General features: G+C 43.2%; 19 protein-coding genes. 9 read left to right on the top strand and 10 right to left on the bottom strand.

Features of this window, described 5'->3' with window-relative positions:
- Nucleotides 1-54: 54 nt before the first annotated feature.
- A complete protein-coding gene (locus tag AAEY93_RS19180) occupies nt 55-417 on the top strand; it encodes a hypothetical protein (protein ID WP_351079126.1) in 363 nt (120 codons plus the stop codon).
- 303 nt (nt 418-720) lie between these two features.
- Here the strand turns inward: AAEY93_RS19180 and AAEY93_RS19175 are convergent, their stop codons facing one another.
- The 3 genes from AAEY93_RS19175 to AAEY93_RS19165 all read right to left on the bottom strand — a co-directional run bounded on the left by AAEY93_RS19175 (nt 721) and on the right by AAEY93_RS19165 (nt 4732).
- Complete coding sequence (locus AAEY93_RS19175; RefSeq protein ID WP_335687249.1) at nt 721-2655, bottom strand: B12-binding domain-containing radical SAM protein; 1935 nt, start codon at nt 2653-2655, stop codon at nt 721-723.
- Nucleotides 2656-2971: 316 nt separating this feature from the next.
- Complete coding sequence (mtgA, locus tag AAEY93_RS19170) at nt 2972-3649, bottom strand: monofunctional biosynthetic peptidoglycan transglycosylase (protein WP_124012568.1); 678 nt, start codon at nt 3647-3649, stop codon at nt 2972-2974.
- A 441-nt stretch (nt 3650-4090) separates the two neighbouring features.
- Complete coding sequence (locus AAEY93_RS19165; protein WP_124012567.1) at nt 4091-4732, bottom strand: DsbA family protein; 642 nt, start codon at nt 4730-4732, stop codon at nt 4091-4093.
- 178 nt (nt 4733-4910) lie between these two features.
- Here AAEY93_RS19165 and AAEY93_RS19160 point away from each other — a divergent pair, with 178 nt between their 5' ends.
- From AAEY93_RS19160 to AAEY93_RS19145, 4 genes are all read left to right on the top strand, one after another.
- The gene (locus AAEY93_RS19160; RefSeq protein ID WP_124012566.1) at nt 4911-6188 is read left to right on the top strand and encodes a glycerophosphodiester phosphodiesterase family protein; all 1278 of its coding nucleotides are present in this window, start codon (nt 4911-4913) and stop codon (nt 6186-6188) included.
- 332 nt (nt 6189-6520) lie between these two features.
- Nucleotides 6521-7474 carry a TAXI family TRAP transporter solute-binding subunit gene (locus AAEY93_RS19155; RefSeq protein ID WP_101033967.1) on the top strand — a complete coding sequence of 318 codons (954 nt, stop codon included), beginning with the start codon at nt 6521-6523 and terminating at the stop codon, nt 7472-7474.
- Between the two features lie 103 nt (nt 7475-7577).
- Nucleotides 7578-9623, top strand: a complete 2046-nt coding sequence (locus AAEY93_RS19150; RefSeq protein WP_351079119.1) for a TRAP transporter permease — start codon at nt 7578-7580, stop codon at nt 9621-9623.
- A complete protein-coding gene (locus tag AAEY93_RS19145; RefSeq protein WP_101033968.1) occupies nt 9623-10024 on the top strand; it encodes a DUF1850 domain-containing protein in 402 nt (133 codons plus the stop codon). The genes AAEY93_RS19150 and AAEY93_RS19145 overlap by 1 nt, the downstream gene beginning before the upstream one ends.
- A gap of 113 nt (nt 10025-10137) precedes the next feature.
- Here AAEY93_RS19145 and AAEY93_RS19140 read toward each other — a convergent pair whose 3' ends face one another.
- Nucleotides 10138-11061 (bottom strand): manganese-dependent inorganic pyrophosphatase, encoded by a 924-nt coding sequence (locus AAEY93_RS19140; protein ID WP_101033969.1) that lies wholly within the window; start codon nt 11059-11061, stop codon nt 10138-10140.
- A gap of 361 nt (nt 11062-11422) precedes the next feature.
- Nucleotides 11423-11884: a NanQ anomerase/TabA/YiaL family protein gene (locus AAEY93_RS19135; protein ID WP_124012565.1), complete on the bottom strand. Its 462-nt coding sequence runs from the start codon at nt 11882-11884 to the stop codon at nt 11423-11425.
- A gap of 635 nt (nt 11885-12519) precedes the next feature.
- On the opposite strand from AAEY93_RS19135, the gene AAEY93_RS19130 reads away from it, so the two are divergent.
- Nucleotides 12520-13098, top strand: a complete 579-nt coding sequence (locus AAEY93_RS19130) for an LON peptidase substrate-binding domain-containing protein (RefSeq protein ID WP_101033971.1) — start codon at nt 12520-12522, stop codon at nt 13096-13098.
- 114 nt (nt 13099-13212) lie between these two features.
- Nucleotides 13213-14193 (top strand): pseudouridine synthase, encoded by a 981-nt coding sequence (locus AAEY93_RS19125; protein WP_124012564.1) that lies wholly within the window; start codon nt 13213-13215, stop codon nt 14191-14193.
- 84 nt (nt 14194-14277) lie between these two features.
- Here AAEY93_RS19125 and AAEY93_RS19120 read toward each other — a convergent pair whose 3' ends face one another.
- The 5 genes from AAEY93_RS19120 to metJ all read right to left on the bottom strand — a co-directional run bounded on the left by AAEY93_RS19120 (nt 14278) and on the right by metJ (nt 19375).
- Entirely contained in the window at nt 14278-15672 is a 1395-nt protein-coding gene (locus AAEY93_RS19120; RefSeq protein ID WP_124012563.1) for a tetrathionate reductase family octaheme c-type cytochrome, read from the bottom strand.
- Nucleotides 15673-15728: 56 nt separating this feature from the next.
- Nucleotides 15729-17441, bottom strand: coding sequence for a DUF3373 domain-containing protein (locus AAEY93_RS19115; RefSeq protein ID WP_124012562.1), 1713 nt, complete (start codon nt 17439-17441; stop codon nt 15729-15731).
- Between the two features lie 150 nt (nt 17442-17591).
- Nucleotides 17592-17921 carry a c-type cytochrome gene (locus AAEY93_RS19110; protein ID WP_124012561.1) on the bottom strand — a complete coding sequence of 110 codons (330 nt, stop codon included), beginning with the start codon at nt 17919-17921 and terminating at the stop codon, nt 17592-17594.
- A 317-nt stretch (nt 17922-18238) separates the two neighbouring features.
- Nucleotides 18239-18985, bottom strand: a complete 747-nt coding sequence (locus AAEY93_RS19105; protein WP_124012560.1) for a sulfite exporter TauE/SafE family protein — start codon at nt 18983-18985, stop codon at nt 18239-18241.
- A 75-nt stretch (nt 18986-19060) separates the two neighbouring features.
- On the bottom strand, nt 19061-19375 hold the full coding sequence (gene metJ / locus AAEY93_RS19100) for a met regulon transcriptional regulator MetJ (protein ID WP_101033977.1): 315 nt from the start codon (nt 19373-19375) through the stop codon (nt 19061-19063).
- 209 nt (nt 19376-19584) lie between these two features.
- Between metJ and metB the strand changes: the two genes are divergently transcribed.
- Together metB and AAEY93_RS19090 are read left to right on the top strand one after the other, a co-directional pair.
- Nucleotides 19585-20754, top strand: coding sequence for a cystathionine gamma-synthase (metB, locus tag AAEY93_RS19095; RefSeq protein ID WP_124012559.1), 1170 nt, complete (start codon nt 19585-19587; stop codon nt 20752-20754).
- Between the two features lie 152 nt (nt 20755-20906).
- A complete protein-coding gene (locus AAEY93_RS19090; RefSeq protein WP_124012558.1) occupies nt 20907-23300 on the top strand; it encodes a bifunctional aspartate kinase/homoserine dehydrogenase II in 2394 nt (797 codons plus the stop codon).
- The last annotated feature ends 665 nt before the right edge of the window (nt 23301-23965 follow it).

Raw genomic sequence — 23965 nt, 5'->3', positions numbered from 1 at the left:
AATTAATTTTGAAAGCCTGCTGGCTCTAGCTTGCTCTATAATTTGGCTGCCAATGTGAAAGATCAACAGCCCCTAGTTACAGAGAATATTTTATCTACAGAAGAAAAAGATGATATTGAAAGTATTATTGATTACAGAAATGATATAGCACATTCAATTGAAGAGCTTGTTTTTGATCTGAATGTAGACTCATATTCAAAAAGTCATGTTAAATTCGCGGGTAAAAAATATGAGCATGGTGTACTTGAACGTTTAAAAAAATATAAAGAGTTAATGTATAAAAGATTCTCTGGCAAATATGTTTTTGAAATTAATATGAATAGCGTATTGTTCGCTCAAGCAGAGCGAACTTATCTAATTGAATTAGCAAAAATAGATAAAAAAATACGTCGATTACTTGAGTTAAGAAAAGTGTAAAATAAAAAAATAGAGTGTGAAGTAAAGCAGTTGAATGAGTTAGATATAACTAAGCTTCAACCATGGCATCCAAAAAACTTCAGACCTAACAGACAGTTATCACCTCAAGGTATAAAGTGTATGCATATGCTTTTTAGTTTAAATGTAAGTAATATTACAGTGAGTTATTTGATGCGTATTTCACTAAAATCAATTAGTAAAAGAAAGAGGATTTGGCTAAAATAAAATACAAGCTTTCAAATAACCTAATCTGCAATCCACTTGTCCAAAACAGCTCTCATTGAGCTGTTTTGGTTGCATCAATTATTCTTCACTGCTCAAAATAAAATTGCTAATCGCTTTTGAGATCAGGTCTTTCTTCATCGTAGTGCGTGCGAGAGGCTGGTTAAACCAAAAGCTCATTGGTTGGTCAAAGCCGATACCGTGCATATAATTGTAGAGCGCCTTACGCAGTCCTTCGCCCAGCATGTCATGATCGGTGCCGGTTGGGTCGGTGAAATCCACATCGTTTTCAGCGAATAAGATCTCTGGGCGTTCAGCAAGGGTGATACCAAACTGCTCTGGGTTCAAGCCAATAGGGCTGTGGATGGTGGCCACAAAACGATGCCAGTAGGCGGACTGGAAACAGCCTTGCTGCATCAATTGGCGCACCATTTCCAGCGAATCGATAGTCTCTTGTTCGGTTTGTGTTGGAAAGCCATACATTAAATAGGCATGCACCAAGATACCGGCATCACTAAAGGCTTTGGTGACATGGGCGACGCGCTCAACACTCACGCCTTTTTTCATTAGTTTCAATAGTCTGTCTGAAGCCACTTCAAGGCCGCCACTGACTGCGATACAACCCGAGTCTGCCAGTAACTGGCAACGCGCTGGGCTAAACGTTCTTTCAAAGCGGATATTACCCCACCAGCTGATCACTACGTTGCGTTCAATGAGGCGTTTTGCAAACGCAAATAAGGTTTTTGGCGGTAGGGCTTCATCGACAAAATGGAAACCTGTTTGTCCGGTTTCTTCAATAAGCGCTTCGATGCGGTCCACCAGAATATCCGCGCCAGCAGTATCGTAGCGGTCGATGTAGTCCAAACTGACATCGCAAAAGCTGCATTTACGCCAGTAACAGCCATGGGCTATGGTGAGTTTATTCCAGCGGCCATCACTCCAAATACGGTGCATAGGATTGAGCATTTCACATAAAGACAGGTATTCGCCCAATGGCAAGCCATCGTAAATGGGCGCGCCAACGTCGACCTGTGGAATGTCGTGTAGCAGTTCGTTTTGATTTAAGTGGACGTAGGCTTGACCATTTTCATCTTCTGCGAGGAAATAGGTTCGCACTAACTCGTCTATCTCGCGCTTGCCTTCAAAGTATTCCAGCAGGGTGATAAGTGGGCGTTCGCCGTCGTCAAGACAGATAAAGTCGACAAACTCAAATACGCGAGGGTCTTTGAGTGCGCGCAGCTCAGTATTGACAAAACCACCGCCCATGACGATGGGAAGCTCAGGATTGATGGCTTTACAGGTTTGCGCAATACGCAAAGCGCCGAGCATGTTACCGGGAAAAGGCACGGTTAACGCGACCACGCTAGGCTGAGTTTCTTCTAGATACTGCTCGACCAACTGTTCCAAAATTTCCGAGCTGAAACTAGGGTCTCCCATCAAGGTGTCGTAGAGGTTGTCAAAGCTTGGGTTGGCCGACGCTAATTTTTCGCCATAGCGGCTGACTTCAAAGTAAGGATCAACCCCCTGAGTAATCACGTTCGACAGATCATTAATAAACAGGGTGGTGAGATATTTGGCTTTATCTTGTACGCCTAAATTGCCAAAGGCCGCTTGCAACACATCGCCAGATATCTCTTCCATCTGGGCTATAGTGTCAAATGCTGGGCCTTCTGGTAAAAAACGCCGTGAGTTAATCCGCATTGCTAGGCTTGGATCTTTACCCTGCAAAAAGCGAATGGCAGGCTCAACGGCTAGATGGTAACGATCGTATTCGGCTAGAAAATTAAAGATCACATCAGGTAGCTCATTGTCTTCAAAATGCTCGAAGTTTTCTTCCACATGCTGACGGATAATCTCCAGCGCAGGCGCCGTCATCATCTCAAGGAAAAGCTCAATAGCAGGATCTCGCTGAACCGCCTCATAGCCTCGTGAGCGTAAAAAACCAGTCAAATACGCTGTTGCCGGATACGGCGTATTCAGCTGGGTCATAGGTGGAGTCATTAGAAGAACGGTCATAACCTGCCTTTAAATAGTAAAACCTGAATGCTTATTGCGAAACAGAATAATGGCAGCAAATGCCGCTGCCATAAAATAATAATGAATTCTAACAAATGACCTGTAAAAAATCCCAGTAGATTAGAAAATGGTTGATTGATCACCGGTTGATTGCGCCGTCTGGATTGATCATATGCTTCGCCATTTGAGGCGGAATAGTCGTCAGTGTCGACTTTATGCTTTTTTAACAGTGCGATCAGGACTGCGAGGCACGCTGATTAAGCGGTCGAGTAAGTCGAGTCAGATGGACTGAATTTTCATCTGACCCTGCTAATGCTTAATTAAGGATGGGCGCTAGATAACCAGTGCCAAGTTGTTGCATTTGCTGTTCAACCCAGACTACTCTCTGGCGAAAATAAGGGCTTAAATTACGAGGATCGCGATTGCGAGGGCTGGGCAATAGCACGGCTAGGCGCGCGGCTTCATTACGGGTTAGATAGCGAGCCGATTTATTAAAATAATGCTGGCTAGCCGCTTCTACGCCGTAAATCCCTTTACCAAACTCTGCCACGTTGACATACACTTCTAAGATACGTCTTTTGCCCCAAATCGCTTCAAGGCTGACGGCCAACATGGCTTCCAGACCTTTACGAACAAAGCTTTGCCCCGGCCATAGTAAGAGGTTTTTTGCGGTTTGTTGGCTGATGGTGCTGGCACCACGAAGACCTTCACCGTCGTCGTACTGGTTAAGGGCTTTACTGATGGCGGCAAAATCGACACCGAAATGCTCTGGAAACAGCTGATCTTCTGAGGCAACCATGGCTAGCGGTATCTGCGACGGCAACTCATCAATACTTATCCAGTGTTGGGTAACCGGATAAGGGCTTTGCAGCATAAATGACGTAGTCGGTGGCGCCACAAATCGAAACACCAGTAACAATAGCGCCAGTAATAGCAACAACCGCCACATAACAAACCATGTCCAACCCAAAAAACCTCGTTTACGATTTGCCATTCACTGCCTCTGGTTATGTCAGCCTTTGAGGCTTTGTCGTCTTCGATGTGCAAGAGTATAGGATATTGAGCATCAAGACCAAACGCTAATAAACGTCGTTCAAACTTTATTTCTCAAGGGAAGTTTACCTCATATCGGTATACAGATTCATTAAGCCGCAATAATGCCTAAGGTGGTCACAATGTGATACTCATTTTTCAACGCGTTAGGGTTATCATTAAGGGTTAAGTTGATTACAGTCATGCCCCCCAGGTTTGGCGATTATTTTAAATGGGCAATCCTGCGGTTATCACTTGCTCATTATTAAACGTTAATGGCGTTAATCTCGGCAAGTTTGCCACTATCTATATTGGCCATATGATTACTACTTCAGGTTAAGTTAACCAACAATAAGCTGCTCAACAGTAATCCATAGCGATAAAATCTTTTCATATAAGTTCCTCAACAAGGTTTGATATTTGACAAGATAGTGCGGATGTCTGCCAAGCTGGTTTGCCATTGATGATAATCAAGCCTAATAGAATAGGCGTTGTTATCGACCATCAATACCAATGATGGAAACCCTTGAATAGGAAGTTGACCAGCAAGGTTAATTTCTTGCAACAGTTGTTTGTCTATGTCATTAGCGGTTAATTGTTCAACGAAAGGTGCTTCAGGGATGCCAACTTGAATCGCGATAGCCACTAAAGTATCGAGATCCGATGGGTTTTTCGCATTCAAGTAATACGCCTGTTGAATCGCATTAATCATTTGTTTTTCAAGCCCATATTGACGAGCAATGATACTGGCTCGACATGCTGGATAAGTCGATCGCCTGGGTTGGCAGAGATGCCAAAAGTCATGATTAAATTTAGTGCCCAGTTGTTGAGTAATTTTTTGCCACGTTTGTTGTAACATTTGCTGCATGGGTCGTGGCATTGGGAGATCTGAATCTGGCGCCAACCCCCCGACCAAGTATTTGATGGTTAACTGTTGGCCCAATTGCTGCTGCAGTTGAGCTTGCAGCGTGTCCCATGTGGGGCGATATCCCCAACACCAACTGCACATAGGGTCGTGAACATAATAGAGTGTTGTGTTAGGCATTATGGACCTCGTTGTTAAGCGTTAAAACGCTACTGCTGTTATTCGTTTTATCTATTTAGGGTTATTATTGTCATATTAATTCTATATTTTAGTCATATTCATTGCGTAAGCTGGTGGCGATAATGAGTCAATCAACCCTGCATTACAACAGGCATGCATGACAATATGGAGCAAAAAGATGACAAGGAAAAACAGTGTCACACTGGGTATTATTTCGATTTTGACCAGTATGTTATGGGTCTCAGGCTGTAACAGTAACGATAATAATACCAGCGTAGCAACAGAATTGAATAAAAGTGTCAGCGCTCAAGTGGGCCCTAGACCGCTATTTTTAGTCGGTCAAATGCAAGACAGTGAGTTAAAAGATCAATTAGCGCAATGTGCTTCAAATTCATTTTACCGGACTGATTTCTCGATTGGCCACCGTGGTGCATCGATGCAATTCCCTGAACACACCAAAGAAGCCTATCAAGCAGCCATCGATTCCGGTGCTGGTATTGTTGAATGTGATGTGACCTTTACCGCAGATAAAGCGCTCGTGTGTCGTCATTCACAGTGTGATTTAGCCACTACCACCAATATTCTGTCCATTCCAGCCCTAGCCAATAAATGTTCAGTGCCATTTTTACCCGCCGATGCTGTTAACGGTGTCAGCGCTACGGCGACTTGTTGTACTAGCGATATCAGTTTAGCTGAATTTAACACCTTAAAAGGCAAAATGGACGGCTTTAACCCCAATGCCACCACAGTCGAAGAGTTTATGGACGGCACGCCAAATTGGCGCACCGATTTATATGCCGGTAATGGCACTTTAATGACTCATGCTGAAAGTATTGCCTTATTCAAAGCTGCTGGAGTAAAGATGACTCCAGAGCTTAAGTCGGCTAGTGTCAGCATGCCCTATGATGGCTTTACCCAACAAGATTACGCTCAGAAAATGCTAGATGAATATGCCGCAGCAGGTGTTGATGCATCGCAAGTATTTCCGCAGTCGTTTAATTTAGACGATATAAAATATTGGATAGCCAATGCGCCTGAATTTGCCGATCAAGCGGTATACCTCGATGGCCGTGACGAGCAGGCTGGATTTGACCCGCAAAATAGCGCGACTTGGTCACCGAGTATGGATACCTTGGCCGCTGATGGCGTAAAAATTATCGCGCCACCGTTATGGATGTTAGTCACTTTAGATAATAACAAGGCCATCGTACCTTCTGAATATGCTAAAGCGGCTAATGCAGCTGGCTTAAAAATTATTGCATGGTCACTTGAGCGTTCAGGCCCACTGAGCCAAGGTGGTGGCGGTTGGTACTATCAAAGTATTGCCGACGTGGTTGATAACGAAGGTGACACTTTTGAGCTGTTAGATGTACTGGCAAAAGATGTTGGCGTAATCGGTGTGTTTTCCGACTGGCCCGCTACCGTGACCTATTATGCTAACTGCATGGATATGTAACGATTAACAGTATTATTGTCCCTTATTTAGCTGGGATAAACTGAACTTATCAAGAAGGTGCTGACATTGTTGGCACCTTTTTTTATTCTATTCACTATACTCGTTGTGATAGAAGACTAATTGCTCACGGCTCAACCAAGCTTCGAGCGAGTGGGCGATGATAAACGCTAATGTCACTTGTTGATGTATTATCGAAGCGACCGAAATAGTGACATAAATGAGGTTTATAGCGATGTGGCTAGCCTTTAGTCTATATAGCTCGCAGAGGATGTCAGTGGTAGTGTTATAGCACAACAAGACCTATAACCATATATAAAATAAGGATATTTAGGATGAAGTTAACCAAACGTTTTTGCATGATTGGCGCGGCAGCCGCGCTGTCTATTAGTACGGCTGTTATGGCGGCACCGACATTTATTAATATTCTTACTGGCGGCACCAGTGGTGTGTATTATCCTATCGGTGTTGCTCTTTCACAACTGTATAGTAATGGTATTGAAGGCTCTAAAACCTCTGTTCAAGCGACTAAAGCGTCTGTTGAAAACCTTAATTTATTACAAGCTGGACGTGGCGAATTAGCACTTGCGTTAGGTGATTCGGTATCGGCTGCATGGGCGGGTGATGCTGAAGCAGGTTTTAAGACACCGTTGAACAAATTACGTGTCATTGCCGCAACATATCCTAATTTTATCCAAATTGTCGCCAATAAAGATGCAGGGATTAATAGCCTTGCCGATTTAAAAGGCAAACGTATTTCTGTGGGGGCGCCTAAATCTGGTACTGAGCTAAACGCTCGCGCTATTTTTAGTGCTGCAGGCTTAAGCTATGACGATATGGGGAAAGTGGAATTTCTGCCTTATGCCGAATCAGTTGAGCTAATTAAAAACCGTCAATTGGATGCGACCTTACAATCGTCTGGCCTAGGTATGGCGGCCATTCGTGATTTAGCCGCCACCATGGCGATTAACTTTGTCGAGATCCCCGCAGATATCGTGGCTAAAATTAATAATCCCGCTTATCAAGTAGGGGTGATTACTGCCAATACCTATGAAGGTCAAACTACCGATATTAGTACGGTGTCGATTCAGAATTTATTGGTAAGCCATAGTAAGGTCTCTGATGAAATCGCCTATCAAATGACTAAACTTATGTTTGAAAACTTGGATCGTTTAGGTACGGCACACTCTGCCGCTAAGGCTATCAGTTTAGACACAGCGACCAAAAATCTGCCTATTCCAATGCATCCAGGTGCAGAGCGTTACTACAAAGAGGTGAATGCATTGTAATCTCATTTTTACTTTGCGAGCGCTTGCTTAACCTAAGCAAGCGCTTATGTGTTTTTGTCTTTCGGCATACCATTTTTAGCTGTAGTAAGGGTAGAGGTATACCATGAGCGAGCCATCCAATAACCAGACTATTATGTCGCAACGAGGCTTAAGTGCTGATACCCGAGATTGGCCAAAAGCCCTATTTTTCGTGGCACTCATTTTTTCTATTTTCCAAATTACCACCGCAGCATTTCATCCTGTTTCAACCCAAGTGTTACGCGCTGTGCACGTGGGTTTTTTATTATTAGTGGTATTTATTAGCTATCCAGGTATCGGCAAAAGCCAGCCATGGCAACCCCTAGCCTGGATACTCGGCTTAGCGGGTATGGCTACCGCGGCTTATCAATGGGTATTTGAAGCTGACTTAATTCAACGTTCCGGTGACTTAACCCAAAATGACATGATTATTGGTGTGGTATTAGTCGCTCTAGTGTTTGAAGCGGCAAGGCGAGTGATGGGCATTGCCCTGCCGATCATTTGTGGTTTATTTCTGGCTTATGGTTTGTTTGGTGAGTATTTGCCCGGAGAACTGATGCACAGAGGGTATGGTTTTGATCAAATTATTAACCAGTTAGCCTTTGGCACAGAAGGCTTATATGGCACGCCAACCTATGTATCAGCGACGTATATTTTCTTGTTTATTCTGTTTGGGGCCTTTTTAGAGCAAGCTGGGATGATCCGCTTATTTACCGATTTTGCCATGGGATTATTTGGCCATAAAGTCGGTGGACCCGCAAAAGTATCTGTGGTGTCATCGGCACTAATGGGCACCATTACTGGATCCGGTGTGGCTAATGTGGTGACCACTGGCCAGTTTACGATTCCGTTAATGAAGCGTTTTGGTTATCGATCTGCTTTTGCGGGCGGGGTTGAGGCCACGTCCAGTATGGGCAGCCAAATTATGCCGCCGATTATGGGCGCAGTAGCCTTTATTATGGCTGAAACCATTAACGTGCAATTTATTGAAATTGCAAAAGCAGCGATGATCCCCGCTGTACTGTATTTTTGCTCGGTGTTCTGGATGGTGCATTTAGAAGCTAAACGCGCCAATTTATCGGGCTTACCCAAAGATCCGTGGGCAGCGATTAAGCTACGTTGGTACTTACTCATCCCGTTATTTATTTTGATTGGCTTGTTGTTCTCTGGTCGCACGCCACTGTTTTCTGGGATGGTGGGGTTAGCACTGACTGCTATTGTGATTTTAGGTTCGGCCATTATTCTCAATCTATCATCAGCTGCGATGCGGTTTGTTTTTTGGATAGCGCTAGGGGTGTTATGTGCTGGTTTCTTTCAATTAGGCATCGGGGTGATGTTTGGGGTTATTGCGCTGCTGGTGGTTATTTGTTGGTTTGTTAAAGGCGGTAAAGAAACCCTTCAACTGTGCTTACATGCCTTGGTAGAAGGTGCTCGTCATGCAGTACCCGTTGGAATAGCGTGTGCATTGGTTGGAGTGATTATTGGCATTGTGTCACTTACGGGTATTGCCTCTACCTTTGCCGGTTATATTTTGGCGGTTGGCCAAGATAACCTGTTTTTATCGTTAATACTGACCATGGTAACGTGTCTCATTTTAGGCATGGGGATCCCAACTATTCCTAACTACATTATTACCAGCTCAATTGCTGCGCCAGCGTTACTGGATTTAGGCGTGCCGTTAATTGTGTCGCATATGTTTGTGTTTTACTTTGGCATCATGGCAGACCTTACCCCGCCGGTTGCGCTAGCGTGTTTTGCGGCAGCGCCAATAGCGAAAGAGAAAGGCTTAAAAATCAGCTTGTGGGCTATTCGTATTGCTATCGCTGGGTTTATTATTCCCTTTATGGCGGTATACGAACCAGCGTTAATGCTCCAAAGTGGTGGCGTGTTGGATACCCTTTTTGTGGTGCTTAAAGCGACGGTTGCAATTGGGATTTGGGGAATTATCTTTACTGGGTATTTATTCCAAAACCTTTATTGGTGGGAGCGTATTTTAGGCTTTATTGCCGGTGGTTGTTTAATTATGGCGACGCCATTAAGTGATGAGTTAGGTTTTGGTTTGGCACTGGCGTTTATGTTACAGCACCTGTGGCGTGCACGTAAGTTACAACGTTTAGCACAGGACAAATAATGCTAGGATTATGTTTAGGCCTAGCGGGCACAATATGGGCTCAAGTACCTGCTGAGAAAATGACTTTATCGTGGACCCACACGATTGAAAAAATTCGTTGGGCAGAAGATTATCGCTTGCAGCCTGACGGGTTTATCTTAGAGCAAGCAAGGGTAAAAGGCAGTGGTGCAGGGATGGAGATACCGTTGGATGCCGTGTTAAACAATGGCAGCTGGCATTACACCCCCCATTTACCTATCTTGCCGATGCTAAAACTTGGTCGTACCCCAGAAGCAGGTGATTACCAGCTGTGTGTTTCATCTGCTCAGCGCGAGCAACAATGTCACCCAATGAGTTTTTGGGTCGGAGAGCCGACAGTTGAACAGCCATTGATAGAGTTATGGGGTTGCGATATAGGGTAGTGACATTGTGACGTCAGTTCGCATAATGCATCATGTTGTTTGCCTCGTTTTAGACATAAAAAAAGCTGAATCAAGGATCCAGCTTTTTCTTTATGAAGCGTTTTGACAAAGACTTACTTTGAAAAAATATCTTGCAGTGCGGGTACTACTTGTTTCTTACGGCTTAATACGCCGTCTAACCACACTTTACCATCGACGGTAGGCTTACCGTAAGCGCGCTCAGTTAAGTCTGCTAAGTCAGAAATTACCAACATTTCTGAGCCTTCTTTCATGATATCGGTTAGCAGTAATAATACGCTGTGACGATTACCTTCGGCTTTCAGTTTAACGATATCCGCGGCTAAATCCGCTTTGATTGAGTCAAATACAGATAAGTCGATCACTTCTAACTGACCAATACCGACCAAGTTACCGTTCATGTTAAAGTCTTTAAAATCACGCATAACTAAGTCGCGCGCCGGCGTGCCTTCAACCGCTGATTTGACTTTAAACATGTCCATGCCGAGTGCTTTAAAGTCTTCAATACCGGCGATTTTAGCTAAGGCTTCAACACAACGAATGTCTGCGGTGGTGCAGGTGGGTGATTTAAAAATGACCGTGTCACTTAAAATGGCGCACATCATAATACCAGCGATGTTGGCAGGGATTTCTACTTGGTAAAAATCGTACATCATTTTAATCACTGTGTTACTGCAACCCACGGGGCGGATCCAACACTCTAGCGGAGTCGAAGTGGTTAGGTCGCCTAATTTATGGTGATCAACAATCCCCACAATAGTCGCTTGAGCGATATCATCTGGTGCTTGAGTAACTTCTGAATGGTCAACAATATAGACTTCTTCGCCAGCATAACTGGTTTTATATTCTGGCGCTTCAAAACCAAATTTCTCTAGAATAAATGCGGTTTCTGGTGATAACTCGCCTAAACGGGCCGCAATGGCCGGTTCATCGATTTGGTTTTTTAAATATGCTAATGCGATAGCACCACAAATTGAATCTGAATCAGGGATCTTGTGACCCACTACATACATTGCCATTGAAACACTCTCCTATAAAGTTGTGATGATTTTAACAAGGATTAATCTTCATCGCATTAAAAAACAACACTTGATTGATTCAACTTACCAGATCAAGCTTATCGTTGATGATATGAGCTATCAATGGCTCAAAAAAAAGCCCCAAGCGGAGAGTCTCGGGGCCTTTCTATCTTACCAAGGGTAAATGCACATTCGTCATTAGCTCAGGTATGACACATTTGTCTCTAGCTCATATATGACAGGGATGTTGAGAGATATGGTGTGCATGGATTAACTTTAGCAGACTTTGGTTAGATAGCGATATTTTGCCATAATATCCATAGTTGGACTGAGCTGAGGCTATCTTGCTCTCGCTATTTTGTTATAGCCGAACTTTAATCACCACTTTACGGACTTTTTGTGGTGTTGCACTGGTGCCTGGCATATGTATGTCGCCGGGGAAAAACAGCGCGAACATGCCCGCTTTTAGAGGAATAAATGCCGCGTCATCTTTGTTAGATTGATAATCGTATTCAGCATAGTCATGTTTGTCAAAATAGGGCTTAGAAGGCGTTTGATTGGCCAAGGGTAAATAACCAAATTCTTCTTCACCGCTGACCACATATTGCACATCAATGTATTGTTGATGAACTTCAAACGGCTCTATTTCTTTGGGTTTGGTTTCATAATCATTGACGATAACGAAAATATTTTTGCCTTCAAGCGGGTAGGTTCCCACTTCAAGCTGACTAAAGTCTGTGTCGGCGAGATGGGTTAACGCTATGGCTAATCTCGGGTTGAGCGGTGTATAAAGGTGACGATTGGCTAAAGTATCAACAATCATAAAAAATTCCGTAAAGTAAAAGCCACAAAAACATCATAGCGTGTTAGCGCTAAAGCATACTGTTTTACAAACACAACAGCATTAAAAATATAATAAGAATTGTAAATTACCTGCACGACAGAGCTGAGTTAATATCCTCATTTTATCCATACATGAGCCTTGATTGGTTTTATACATCCCTGTTATGGCGAAAAGCCTAAGCCAACCTCAGCGCGGCAATAAGGGGTGAGTAGACTCGACAAATTAGCTTGGGAGTGAGTCTTTCAAATCAAGCTTGCTCTATGCCTTGATAGCGGGGTGAATTCATGGGTTAACAGCCGTATTGTTTATTGGCTGCAATGTGCAATAAAGCCAGATATTGTTACCTTTGGCACCATAATGGATCGTATCGAGCGTTTATAGCGCCTTAGCATATTGGATGTTTTTTGTTCTTTTTTTGTTCTTTTTTTGTTCTTTTTTGAAATACAGTCGTATTGAACAAGGTCTATTGGAGTAGAGCGTAGCGAGTTTAGTGGTGATGTCGTTAGTTCGCATTATTTAACCCGCTTAAGTTGTTGAATTATTAACCACTGCTACACTTATTTTATTGATTCGACTTTGGTTCAGTAACGTCACCTATGGTGTTGGAGGCTGTTATGCAAACAAAAGAAGTGGCATTACTCATCCAAGATGCAGTGCTGTTGCCCGGTGGGCGACTTGAAATTCGAGTCGTGACACCTAGCGATTTATGTATGGTTGCAGATGTATTAAAAGGCCACTATGACCTAGCATTTGCGCCATTGAAAGTGAATAGCGAACTGCCTTGTTATATTGCGGCAACCCAATGCAATATTATTGACTTCAATCAGTTGGAGGATAGTTCGTTAAGCATTGTTATTGAAGGTTCACAACGTCTTAAAATCTTATCCGCCGCCAAAAAACGTGATGGTTGCTGGATTGCTCGTGCGCTACCTTGCGCTAATTGGTGCGATGAGCCCATCGCGGGTGAGTTTGAAATTATCAGCGCCGCACTTGAACAATTTTATCAAGTGAATCCGGATTTGCTTGAGTTGTACTCACAAGTACATTTAGAAGATGCCACTTGGGTTAGTCAACGTTGGTTAGAAGTTTTACCTATGTATAACCGGGATAAGTTGATTTTAGTTGAACAACCTAATTGCCATAAGACCATGGATTTTGTGCTGCAATTACTCAAGTCGCATGTGGATGTATAACGCTTATATTGTGTTATTTTCCTAGCGATAATTAAGATACAATCTAGATTCGGCCTGATAAGATAACACTAACATTTTGTCTTTTATCGTTATCTTTATATAGCCAAGTTATTTATGCCTAATTCATCAAATTATATCGCGGGTCACGTTCTGTCTTCTTGCCAAACATCAAGCGCTGCCATTGCTGCTCAGCCATCCTATATTGTGTTGCCACGTACTAATGAGTTAGCAGGCAAGCAATACCACACTGTGATTGATTTTTTGATCGATCATTTTAAACAAATTGATCCCAGTGTGTGGCAACAAAGGATCGAAGCAGGCAAAGTACATTGGCAGCATGGCGGGTTAATTGGTATTAATACTGCCTATCAAGCGACCCAAAGAGTGTATTACTATCGGGAAGTGGTGGCTGAAACTAAAGTGCCGTTTGTTGAGCAAGTGCTGTATCAAGACAGCAACACTATTATTGTCTATAAACCGCATTTTTTACCTGTGACCCCAGGCGGTAATTACGTTAACGAATGCTTGGTGCATCGATTACGTATCGCCACGCAAATTGACACTGTAGCACCCGCCCACCGGCTAGATAAAGATACGGCAGGGGTGATGTTAATGACGCTGGATCCGCAAACGCGGCATGCATATCACCAGTTGTTTTTAGATAACAAGATTACCAAAGATTATCAGGCCATCGCCAAGTTAACTCCACAGCTATTAGCACAGTTAGCCGATAATACTTGCACCTTGCCCATGCATTGGACCGTTAAAAATCGTATCGTTGCGGCTACCCCCAGCTTTACCATGCAGGTGGTTGAAGGTGAGGCTAACAGCCATTCTGAAATCAGTTTAGTGGCGGTAATGGGTGATTTAGGCTTGTTTACATTAAGCCCAATCACAGGTAAAACTCACCAATTACGAGTGCATATGCAGAGTTTAGGTATGCCGATTTTAAACGACCGCTTTTATCCGATATTACAGCCTAAAGGGCCTGATAATTTTGGCAAGCCGTTGCAACTATTAGCGAAACGGTTACGGTTCACCGATCCTATTAGTGGTATTGAACAAGACTTTGAGTGCCAAGGATTGGATTTTTAGCTGACTTTTTAGCTAATAAAAAACCGCCATCGTAAAAGTCGATGGCGGTTTTTTTGTTTCAGCTTATCGCATTTCTAGTCTGTTCTAGTCTGCTTTAGTGTGTTTAATACCTTTGCGGTTTTTCATTGGGTCGCCATCATAACCAAGGGCTTTCCAGTCTAAACGCTCGCCTTTGTTATGACAGTCATTACATTGTAATGCCTTGTCTTTTGGTGACACCATGTGGTTGACACGCCACCACATTACGGTTTCAACAAAACCATGATTACCACTGTACTTGAGTCCTTTCTCTATCATGGTTGGGTTAGCTTCCATTCCCAGTTTTGCGGCTAAGTCCCAATCAAATTCACTCCAGTAGCCACCTTCACCGTAAATTTTAGGCGTCAGTAAGATGTTGAGTTCAGTGTCATAAATTTGTTTGCCTGTATGCACTTTAAATGGGTAGATTTTGGCTTTAGGATCGTTAATATCACCTAATGGATAAGCTAATTTAAGCACTTTAGCTGGGTCCATTTTGTCGCCAGGCATGTAAGCATCGGCGTAGCCATTAAACCAAGCATATTGTGGTTTCACGTCTTTTTGCCAAATAAAGCTACCTTTCTTTTTCATATAGGTGTGCTTGCCGTATTGATCTGTCGTTACAGGAATATCTTGACCTGCGGTTGACCAATCCCAACGCATTTTGGTGGTTAGATTTTTAGCAAATGATGGAATATGACATGTCTGACACGCCACGGCTGCTGTATGAGTGTTCAGTCTTTTATTTTGATGTGGAGCTGCATCATGGCAGTTTTCACAACCAATATGATTTTCACCACCTGGCGATACTCCCATCGCATTACCGGTAATTTGATGATTTTCGGTGACATGACAAGTTTGGCATTGGAAATCGTTACCATCGGTGTCCATGTGCACATCGGTGGCTTTGTCTGGGTAAGACATGGAGGAGTCTAAATCGCCATGTTTAACACCATCACCGCCGCCGCCGTAAAAGTGGCAACTGCCGCAATTATCGCGCACTGGTGCACCCACATTTTGTGCTACGCGGGCTAAATTGACTCTTGCTAAGGCCTCGCCGGCACCAACAGGGTCTTTTATGTAAGTACCAGTCGTGTCGTGACAGACTAAGCAGTCCACTTTGCTCATGTCTTTAAAGTCGAATGTAGAATCTTTCCAACCATAACCCGCATGACAACTGGTGCAGCGCGGTTCATTACCCGCTATCGACACACAAAAATTGTTGATGCTGTTTTTCTTTCCTCTCTTAACGGTGCGACCAGGTAATTCTTGTTCCAATTCCCAAGTCCAATGTGAAGACTTCATAAACTCTTCAGCATGTTCTTTATGGCATGTTAAGCATTGTGTCGTCACTTCAGGGCCATTGGCAAAAGGCCCTTTCAGCGCCTCTTTATGGTCAAATGCAGCCTGCGCGCTACTGCTTAATAACAGTAATACAGCCAGTGCTGATAATAGTTTCATGATGTTTATCCTTACCCCTGAGCTTGTGCTCAGGGGGGCCAAGTTAGAGATTTAAGTTAGAAGTTAATCGTTAGTGAAGCATTAACGTCATAGGCGGTGTCGACCACTGGCAGCATGGAGTAAGCGTTACCGGCAATCACATCGTCAACTTTCAGAGGTGAACCTACTGGTGAGCCACTTCCGGTATATTCATAGTCGTAATACAAACCGGCTAACTTGATAAACATTTTTGGATTAATATCAAAGATATAATAGGCTTCGGCAACATGACCACGGGTGGCTAACTTACTGCCAATAGGGTCATCTTGAGCTTGGGTGAAGGGACTCCAGTATTTAGAACCGTAGTTATACTCCAAGCCGAATTTACCGTATGGTGCAGGTATTTGCATACCCACATAAATGCCATAGCCATCTTTGGTGTCACTATCAACCGTTTCTTTTGGTACCATAATAATTTCTGTACCCGTGCTGTTAAGTTCTGCTTCAAATACTGCATCGCTTAACATGCCACCGAACAAACCTGCATTACCGTTAGGTTCTGCACGAGTCCAACCGAGTGAAGCAAACACTTTCATGTCGTCATCGGATTCATAGGCATAACCTAATCCACCTAAATATATATCTCCAATTACACCACTAGGCTGTACTCGGGTGACGAAGTTAAAGTTGTCAAACTTTTGCATGTCTTGATACATGGTTGGGGCAAAGATACCCGCGAGTTGAGTTGGGAATGCCATGGTGCCTGTGAAGCCATCATTGACATCTTTAGCGCCGAATAAAGTGAACTGCAAGAAGTGGTTACCGTCGTTGATAACGTCGATATTAAAACCACCGAGGTGAGTGTCTTTGGTGATGATGTCACCAAACAATTCGCCATTGCCGTATTGCGACTCAAAGCCTTGACCATAGCAAAAACGCACGGTTTGGCCTTCAATGCCGGTGATATCACCCAGATTGTAACCTAAGGTTAGGCCATCGAAGTTGAAATTGACTAAGTGACCTGATGGCGTGCCGCCTCTGAGTTCATTTTCACGATAATGACTTGGTGGGCCGTACGTTGAGGGGCGACGTCCGATAGAAAGGTACGTGCCGCTACCGTTAATGTCTTTCCAGTTAAAATAGGCGCGTTCTACTTTTAATTCATCACCACTGGTGCTGCCGCTACTGGTGCCGTCCATGGTGAATGAGTTCCACGAGTCAAACACTTTAACCCCGCTAGAGTCTCCCCAGCTCTTAAACATGGTCAAGCGTCCGGCAAAGCTGACGTTATCCCATACTTTGGCATTAATGTTTAGGCGCAACCGCGTGGTATAAAATATATCGTTATCAATATCTTGTTGAGTTTTTTGACCTAACAGCATTGGCATAACGCCATTTAGCGCACCGCTTTGAAACGCGCTGGCTAAATCAGGGTTAGCCATCATCATTTGGCCTAATGGTGAAGTGGCACTATTAGGATCGCCAAATACTCCTGACATGGCTTTAGCGCCAAAGTCAGAAAAATTGACATTCATGGCTGGGTTCCAAGTGACATTTTGATAATGTAATGAATGTGCTTTGGTTCTAAAATCACCTGTGATTGCGACTCTATCTAAGGCAGTATGACGCTCGGTTTTGTCAACCCGCGAGCTTAAGTAGTCAAGATCATCGGTAACGCTAGCAAGCTGTTGTTTCAGGTCGGCAATTTTTTGTGAATCAGTGTCTGCCGCTAGACTTGCACTACTCATAAAAAGAGCGTTGGCAACTAATATTGAGATGAGAGTTCTCATGGTATTTCTCCCCGTTAATTGCCAAATGGTCAGTTCAATTTGGCAATTTTTTGGTGTAAGTTTCCCTGAGGCTAAGCCCCACTATTTTTTTCGGTTTGTTTATTGGCTGATATTTTCGCTTAGGACGAAAAGGTGCTCAGCATTGATGATTTAACCGCAGGTTGCTGGTTGGTCTGAATCAGCTGCGTGATCATACAAAAACTGTTGAATGTCTTTCAGGTCTTTTTCTGATAAGGCTTCAAAAATGGCGGGTTTAGCTTTGTGCATATCACGGGTAAAAAATCGATCCCACTGGCTCATGGTTTTTGTCATTGGAGTGAGTTCTACGCCTTCACTATTGACACTGTGGCACGCTTTACATTCTTTTTTGTACAGGTGTTTGCCTTTTTTAGGGTTACCACCATCGGCTGCCATTACTTGGCTACCGAGTGATAATGCAATGGCGATTGCGATACCAACTTTAACGTATGTGTTCATCATTTTATCCTCTATAGAGCTTTTTTATGGTTGAAGCATTAGCAACATGTGATCATTTCTTTGCTGTAAAGAATGTTACCTAAAAATAGGTATTGTTAATTTGAAGTAGATCATATTCATGAGAAAAATCTAATTGAAAAAAAGTTAATTGAAAGAAATCTAATGAACAACTGTGATGCAGATCTATTGTGCAGAGGATAAAATTTTGTTAGGTAACATGGTACTAGGTAGTGATAGATGTTCGGCCACATATAAGAATGTGTTGTTGTTTATGTCTGAATCGTATGCGATAAAAAAAAGGGGCTGTTAATAGGCAGAGATTAATTAGCAGAGATTAATGTGTTGACCGACATGATGACCAATATTGTTGCGCTAATGCTACATAATATTAATGTCGCCATACGGGTTTTTTCTTTATCGATGCGGCCAATTAATCGGCCAGCGACAAGGTAGCCCGCAATCACTGAAGGCAATAACAACAGTGATAACCATAAGTGCTTGAGCTCAACTAAGCCAACAACAGCTAGAATAGCTAGCGCAATTAATGAGCTAAAGACAAAGAAGGCTGATAATGCGGCTCGAAATTGACTGGCATCTTTGCCTGCAAGCAATATAGCCATTGGTGGACCTCCAATGGCAGCGATATTAGCAAATATGCCCGAAAATACCCCGGCGATAAATAAACTGCTGCGATTTATTGGTGCGGTAACGCGATAGGTACTCAGGATCACGGCAATAAACACAATAGCCGCAATAATTAAGCCTAATATGGGTTGGGGCGCAAACAATAATAATCCAGCACCTAAGAATCCCCCAGGAATACGGCCTAATAGCGCATATTGCAGACCATTAAACTGTAAGTGTCCGCGCTCTCGAAAAAGTGTCATGGCAGAGATAGCAAAACCCATGGCAATAATGGGCACTGGGACTAATTGAGGATTAACAATGTACAGCAGCGGGCTGGCAACAACGGCTAACCCAAAACCAATTAAGCTTTGGGTTAGTGCGCCAAAAAACACGATAACTGATGCCAGTATCAAGGTTGTTGGATCGATAAATGGCATCATAAATTCTCGTTAACAACATCACTGCTTCTTAAAAGGGCAGTTTAACAGTTTGTGAGGTAATCACTAACCAGTGAATTATTCGAGCTCTTCCCACTCGATCCCCATATCATCCATTAATTTTTTCGCTTCACTTGGAATGCTGTCAGGTTGATCTTTTGATAAATCAATATCATAAGGCAAAGGTTGACCTGTGTACGCATGCAAAAATGCTTCGCACAGCAGTTCACTGTTGGTTGCATGACGCAGATTGTTTATCTGGCGTCTGGTACGCTCATCTGTCAGTATTTTTAGTACTTTTAGAGGTATAGAAACTGTTATCTTTTTTACTTGTTCACTTTTTTTGCCGTGTTCGGCATATGGGCTGATATATTCGCCATTCCATTCAGTCATTAACTTACCCTTAACGATAAATACGGTGCAGATTTTAAACCGTTACACTCTCTAGTCAAATTATTGCGAATATTTAATCTCGATGCAAATAGATTTCTTGATGTTTAGACGTCTAAGCGTCTATTTTTGTTGACGGATGAAGATCTCTTCGGTAGATTTAGACGTCTAGACATCTCTTTGTGTGTTTGTGACATTTTTAGGAGTCAATTATGACTAAGCATCAAAGCGCCACATTGGCCGTTCGCCAGGGTATTGAAACAGACACACAGCATGGCGCCATAGTGCCCCCAATTTATTTATCAACCAATTATTCCTTCGATGGTCACAACAATCCGCGCGAGTTTGATTACAGCCGATCGGGTAATCCGACCCGCTGTATTTTAGGTGAAGCGCTGGCCAAACTTGAGCAAGGCGCTACAGGTGTAGTGACCTGTACTGGCATGGCCGCCATTACCTTAGTGACTAGCTTACTTGGTCCAGATGATTTATTAGTGGTGCCGCATGATTGTTATGGTGGTAGTTATCGCCTATTTACGCATTTGGCTAAAAAAGGTCAATTTAAGTTGTTGGTTGTTGATCAAACTGATGCACAAGCATTGAACCAAGCCATTGCCCAAAAACCGAAAATGGTCTGGTTAGAAACGCCATCGAATCCACTGCTGCGGGTGGTCGATATTAGTGCTATTAGCCGAGCCTGCCATGACGTCGGTGCGTTAGTGGCGGTAGATAACACCTTTTTATCGCCAATATTACAACAACCCTTGTTATTGGGTGCTGACATCGTTATTCACTCAACCACTAAATACATTAATGGTCACAGTGATGTGGTGGGTGGCGCTGTGGTGGCTAAAGATGCTGAAGTGGGTGAATTATTGCATTGGTGGTCAAATACGTTAGGGTTAACGGGATCTGCTTTTGACAGTTACTTAACCTTGCGTGGCTTGCGCACTTTAGCGGTGCGAATTCGTGAGCATCAGCGTAATGCGCAAAAAATTGTTGCGTTATTGAGTGCCAGTGCTGTGGTGTCCAAGGTGTATTATCCGGGATTAAAAGACCATCCTGGTCACGACATTGCGGCAAAACAACAACAAGGCTTTGGCGCGATGTTAAGCTTTGAGTTGTTCGGTGGTGAAGCTGAAGTGGAGGCATTTTTACAGGCATTATCCCTGTTTAGTATTGCGGAAAGTTTAGGCGGAGTGGAAAGCTTAGTCGCTGTTCCGGCCACGATGACCCACAGAGCTATGGACCCACAAGCAAGGAAAGAGGCTGGTATTAAAGAGACTTTATTGAGATTATCGGTTGGCATTGAAGATGCTGAGGACCTTGTGGCCGACATTAAAGCTGGCTTAGCTGCTGTTAACGCGATTAAATCAGCTTAATTTGGCTTAAATTAGCTTAATTCGAGTTTAAGTTAGCTGTGGTTTTGCCCAAATTAAGTAAAATAGTAAAAATATGCACTTGCAACACTATTCATTTCAAAATAGAAGTCTAGCAGTCGCAACACAAGTCGTAGTTGTTTAAGGAGTCAGTAATGGCGCGAAGTCATTTACACAAGTTTGGTGGTTCAAGTTTAGCGGATGCAGATTGCTATCGCCGTGTTGCACATATTCTTCTTACACATGGTCAAAGTGATGATTTAGTGGTGGTATCCGCCGCCGGAAAAACGACTAACTTTTTATACAAATTACTCAGCCTGCGTGACAGTAGTCAATTGTGGCAAGAGCAACTACAAATTCTGATTAGCTATCAACAAACGTTAATTGAACAATTATTATCCAATGAACAAGCGCGAGACTTGCGCGAACGTTTGTCTTCTGACCAATCTCAGTTAGTCAGTCTGTTATCCTTAGAGCAACGCAATGATTACCAATTTAATCAAGTGGTGAGTTTTGGTGAACGTTGGTCCGCGCGCCTGATGGCGGCTTTGTTACGAGAAATGGGGGTGGCAGCCAATCATGTTGATGCTTGCTCTATTCTTGTCGCTGAGGAAGGGGCTGTACCTAATATTTTAGTGCCGCAGTCGCGTCAGAAAGTTCAAGCCTTATTGGCGCAGCATCCACAACAACGTTTAGTTATTACCGGTTTTATATGTGCTAATCGTCAGGGTGATACCTTATTATTAGGCCGTAATGGTTCAGACTTTAGTGCGACCTTGATTGCCAGTTTAGCCGACATAGAAAGAGTGACAATTTGGACTGATGTTGAAGGGGTATTTAATGCTGACCCGAACAAAATTAATGACGCAAAATTACTAAAGAGTATGTCATTAGCGGAAGCGGATCGCTTAGCGCGATTAGGTTCGCCAGTATTGCATTCTCGTACCTTACAGCCATTGTTTAATACGGCAGTGAGTTTAGCTGTACGCTCTAGTTATGCCTCACACACAGATTTTACCTTAATTGCGCCACTGAGTTCATCAGCGAGCGCACCGGTAATCACCAACTTAAATGAAGTGCTGTTGTTTAGTTTTAAAATGAACTCAGATATTGAGCCATTACTGACGATTTTAGATAAAGCAGGCATCACGCCGTTAGCTTATTGGTCGTTGGCACAGCATAAGTTTGAACTCGCCCTTACTCTTGAAAGCCAGAAACAAGTGCAATCTTTGCTTACTCGGTACCGCAGTGAATTTGCGATTGAAGAATTGAGTACCCAAACTGATTTAGGCCTGGTGGCGTTAGTCAGTGCTGATGCTCACCACTTTAGACGCAGTTTTGCCCGACTACTGAGTCGTGATGCGAAACCTATTTATCAAGATGCGTTAAGTTTAGTGACCTTAGTGCCGCAAGCTCAAGTGAGTTTATTAACCCAGAAAATACATCGCCGTTGTGCCGGTCCAAGAATGCGCATTGGGGTGTTATTGCTTGGGGTGGGTAATATCGGTGAGGCGTGGATTGATTTATTTAAACGGGCTAGCCCAACATTAAATAGTGAACTTGAAGCCTCTGTTGAGTTAGTGGGTCTAGTGGGCTCGAAAAAAGCGTTAATCTCCAATGACGGTATTAACCTTGAACGGTGGCAACTCGATTATCAACAGCAAGGCATTGAATGGGATTATGACAAACTGTTTGAGCAGTTAGCACTATTATCATGCGATGAAATTGTTGCATTAGATATCAGTGCTAGTGCCGCCTTAACCTTACAATATCCACAGCTGTTTGCCCATGGTATCCATGTGGTGAGTGCCAATAAATTAGCCGGTTCTGGGCCATTGCCATTTTATCGTGAATTAAAGCAGCAATTAAGTAATCGTCGATTATTTTGGCGTTATAACGCCAGTTGTGGTGCAGGTTTACCTATTCAGCATGCGTTAAATGACTTACGCAATAGTGGCGACACTGTTGAGGCCGTTGGTGGTATCTTTTCTGGCACCTTGTGTTGGTTGTTTGAAAATTATGATGGCACTAAACCCTTTTCTGAATTAGTGCTTCAAGCTCGCAGTTTAGGGATTACCGAGCCGGATCCCCGTGATGACTTATCGGGCCGTGACATGCAACGGAAACTGCTTATTTTGGCCCGAGAAATAGGCTTGGCGGTAGAGTTAGACTACATTAGCCTTAGTTCTTTGGTGCCTAAAGCATTAGCTGAGTTGTCACTTGAGGATTTTTTGGATCGTATCAGCGAGTTAGATGATGATTTATTGCAACAATATGTAGCCGCTGCCGAGCAAAACAAGGTACTGCGTTATGTGGCTTCACTGGATAAGGTCGAAGGCAAACTACAAGCGGAAGTAGGCTTACAATGGGTTGATAGCAATCATCCTTACGCTAACTTAACCCCAGGTGATAATGTGTTTGTTATTCGCAGTGCATTTTATCAAGGTAACCCTTTGATTATCCGCGGTCCAGGGGCTGGGCGTGAGGTGACTGCAGCGGCGGTACAGTCGGATTTGGTGCATATTTGCAAAGACCTTTTGCAAGAGTAGGTTTGTTGAGGAAGACCATTGTTAATGGTCTTTTTTTGTCATTCTTTATGATTTAGCTTTGATGGCCTGCGGCCACTAACGTCGTGGCCCTTCGCCCTATCTTATTACAAAGAGTGAAAATGCTAACGCTTCTGATAGGCAAAATGCCTGAATGCCTTGAAGCACATGGTCAATGATGTTCCCGACATCATAATGACATTTCCAATATCCATATAGGTCAGATGTGCGAGAAAGGCCTGTCAGGCTCACGCATTCCTTTATAAAGAGTCTTCAACGGCCTCAATGTTATTGAGTCCTGCAACCTTTAGATAAAACACCTCAAAACCAGCCTTAAAAGCTCTAATCAGAACAAGCAATTAGCATAAATATTGTACAAAAAAATAACTACCTTAAAAAAGTGAATTCCTATAGCATCTTAGGTTAAGTAAAGCGTTACCTAATCATTTGGATGTGGCATCGGGCAAATCCAAGAAGCGATTTATGCCTTGCAAACAGCGCAATGGATGAATACTGACTCTGTGGAAAAGAAGGATACTCAATGGAAAGGCCAACAAAGGAGAAAATTCGAGATTTACCCATTTATGAAGGTATTAGGGGCTGTTGATCTTTGTTTGAATTTTGTGCGAAGAAGGTAATCTCGTATAATTCACTTCGCCAAAAACAAA

It is taken from the genome of Shewanella sp. CAL98-MNA-CIBAN-0140 (assembly GCF_040309905.1).
Classification (GTDB): Bacteria; Pseudomonadota; Gammaproteobacteria; order Enterobacterales; family Shewanellaceae; genus Shewanella; species Shewanella psychromarinicola.
The sequence above is the reverse complement of the archived record's forward strand: the minus strand, read 5'-3'. Positions and strand labels throughout refer to the sequence as shown.

Excerpts from the sequence above, each read along its gene's own strand:
- AAEY93_RS19175 (WP_335687249.1), bottom strand. The coding sequence starts at position 2,655 with ATGACCGTTCTTCTAATGACTCCACCTATGACCCAGCTGAATACGCCG.
- mtgA (WP_124012568.1), bottom strand. The coding sequence starts at position 3,649 with ATGGCAAATCGTAAACGAGGTTTTTTGGGTTGGACATGGTTTGTTATG.
- AAEY93_RS19165 (WP_124012567.1), bottom strand. The coding sequence starts at position 4,732 with ATGCCTAACACAACACTCTATTATGTTCACGACCCTATGTGCAGTTGG.
- AAEY93_RS19160 (WP_124012566.1), top strand. The coding sequence starts at position 4,911 with ATGACAAGGAAAAACAGTGTCACACTGGGTATTATTTCGATTTTGACC.
- AAEY93_RS19155 (WP_101033967.1), top strand. The coding sequence starts at position 6,521 with ATGAAGTTAACCAAACGTTTTTGCATGATTGGCGCGGCAGCCGCGCTG.
- AAEY93_RS19150 (WP_351079119.1), top strand. The coding sequence starts at position 7,578 with ATGAGCGAGCCATCCAATAACCAGACTATTATGTCGCAACGAGGCTTA.
- AAEY93_RS19145 (WP_101033968.1), top strand. The coding sequence starts at position 9,623 with ATGCTAGGATTATGTTTAGGCCTAGCGGGCACAATATGGGCTCAAGTA.
- AAEY93_RS19140 (WP_101033969.1), bottom strand. The coding sequence starts at position 11,061 with ATGGCAATGTATGTAGTGGGTCACAAGATCCCTGATTCAGATTCAATT.
- AAEY93_RS19135 (WP_124012565.1), bottom strand. The coding sequence starts at position 11,884 with ATGATTGTTGATACTTTAGCCAATCGTCACCTTTATACACCGCTCAAC.
- AAEY93_RS19130 (WP_101033971.1), top strand. The coding sequence starts at position 12,520 with ATGCAAACAAAAGAAGTGGCATTACTCATCCAAGATGCAGTGCTGTTG.
- AAEY93_RS19125 (WP_124012564.1), top strand. The coding sequence starts at position 13,213 with ATGCCTAATTCATCAAATTATATCGCGGGTCACGTTCTGTCTTCTTGC.
- AAEY93_RS19120 (WP_124012563.1), bottom strand. The coding sequence starts at position 15,672 with ATGAAACTATTATCAGCACTGGCTGTATTACTGTTATTAAGCAGTAGC.
- AAEY93_RS19115 (WP_124012562.1), bottom strand. The coding sequence starts at position 17,441 with ATGAGAACTCTCATCTCAATATTAGTTGCCAACGCTCTTTTTATGAGT.
- AAEY93_RS19110 (WP_124012561.1), bottom strand. The coding sequence starts at position 17,921 with ATGATGAACACATACGTTAAAGTTGGTATCGCAATCGCCATTGCATTA.
- AAEY93_RS19105 (WP_124012560.1), bottom strand. The coding sequence starts at position 18,985 with ATGATGCCATTTATCGATCCAACAACCTTGATACTGGCATCAGTTATC.
- metJ (WP_101033977.1), bottom strand. The coding sequence starts at position 19,375 with ATGACTGAATGGAATGGCGAATATATCAGCCCATATGCCGAACACGGC.
- metB (WP_124012559.1), top strand. The coding sequence starts at position 19,585 with ATGACTAAGCATCAAAGCGCCACATTGGCCGTTCGCCAGGGTATTGAA.
- AAEY93_RS19090 (WP_124012558.1), top strand. The coding sequence starts at position 20,907 with ATGGCGCGAAGTCATTTACACAAGTTTGGTGGTTCAAGTTTAGCGGAT.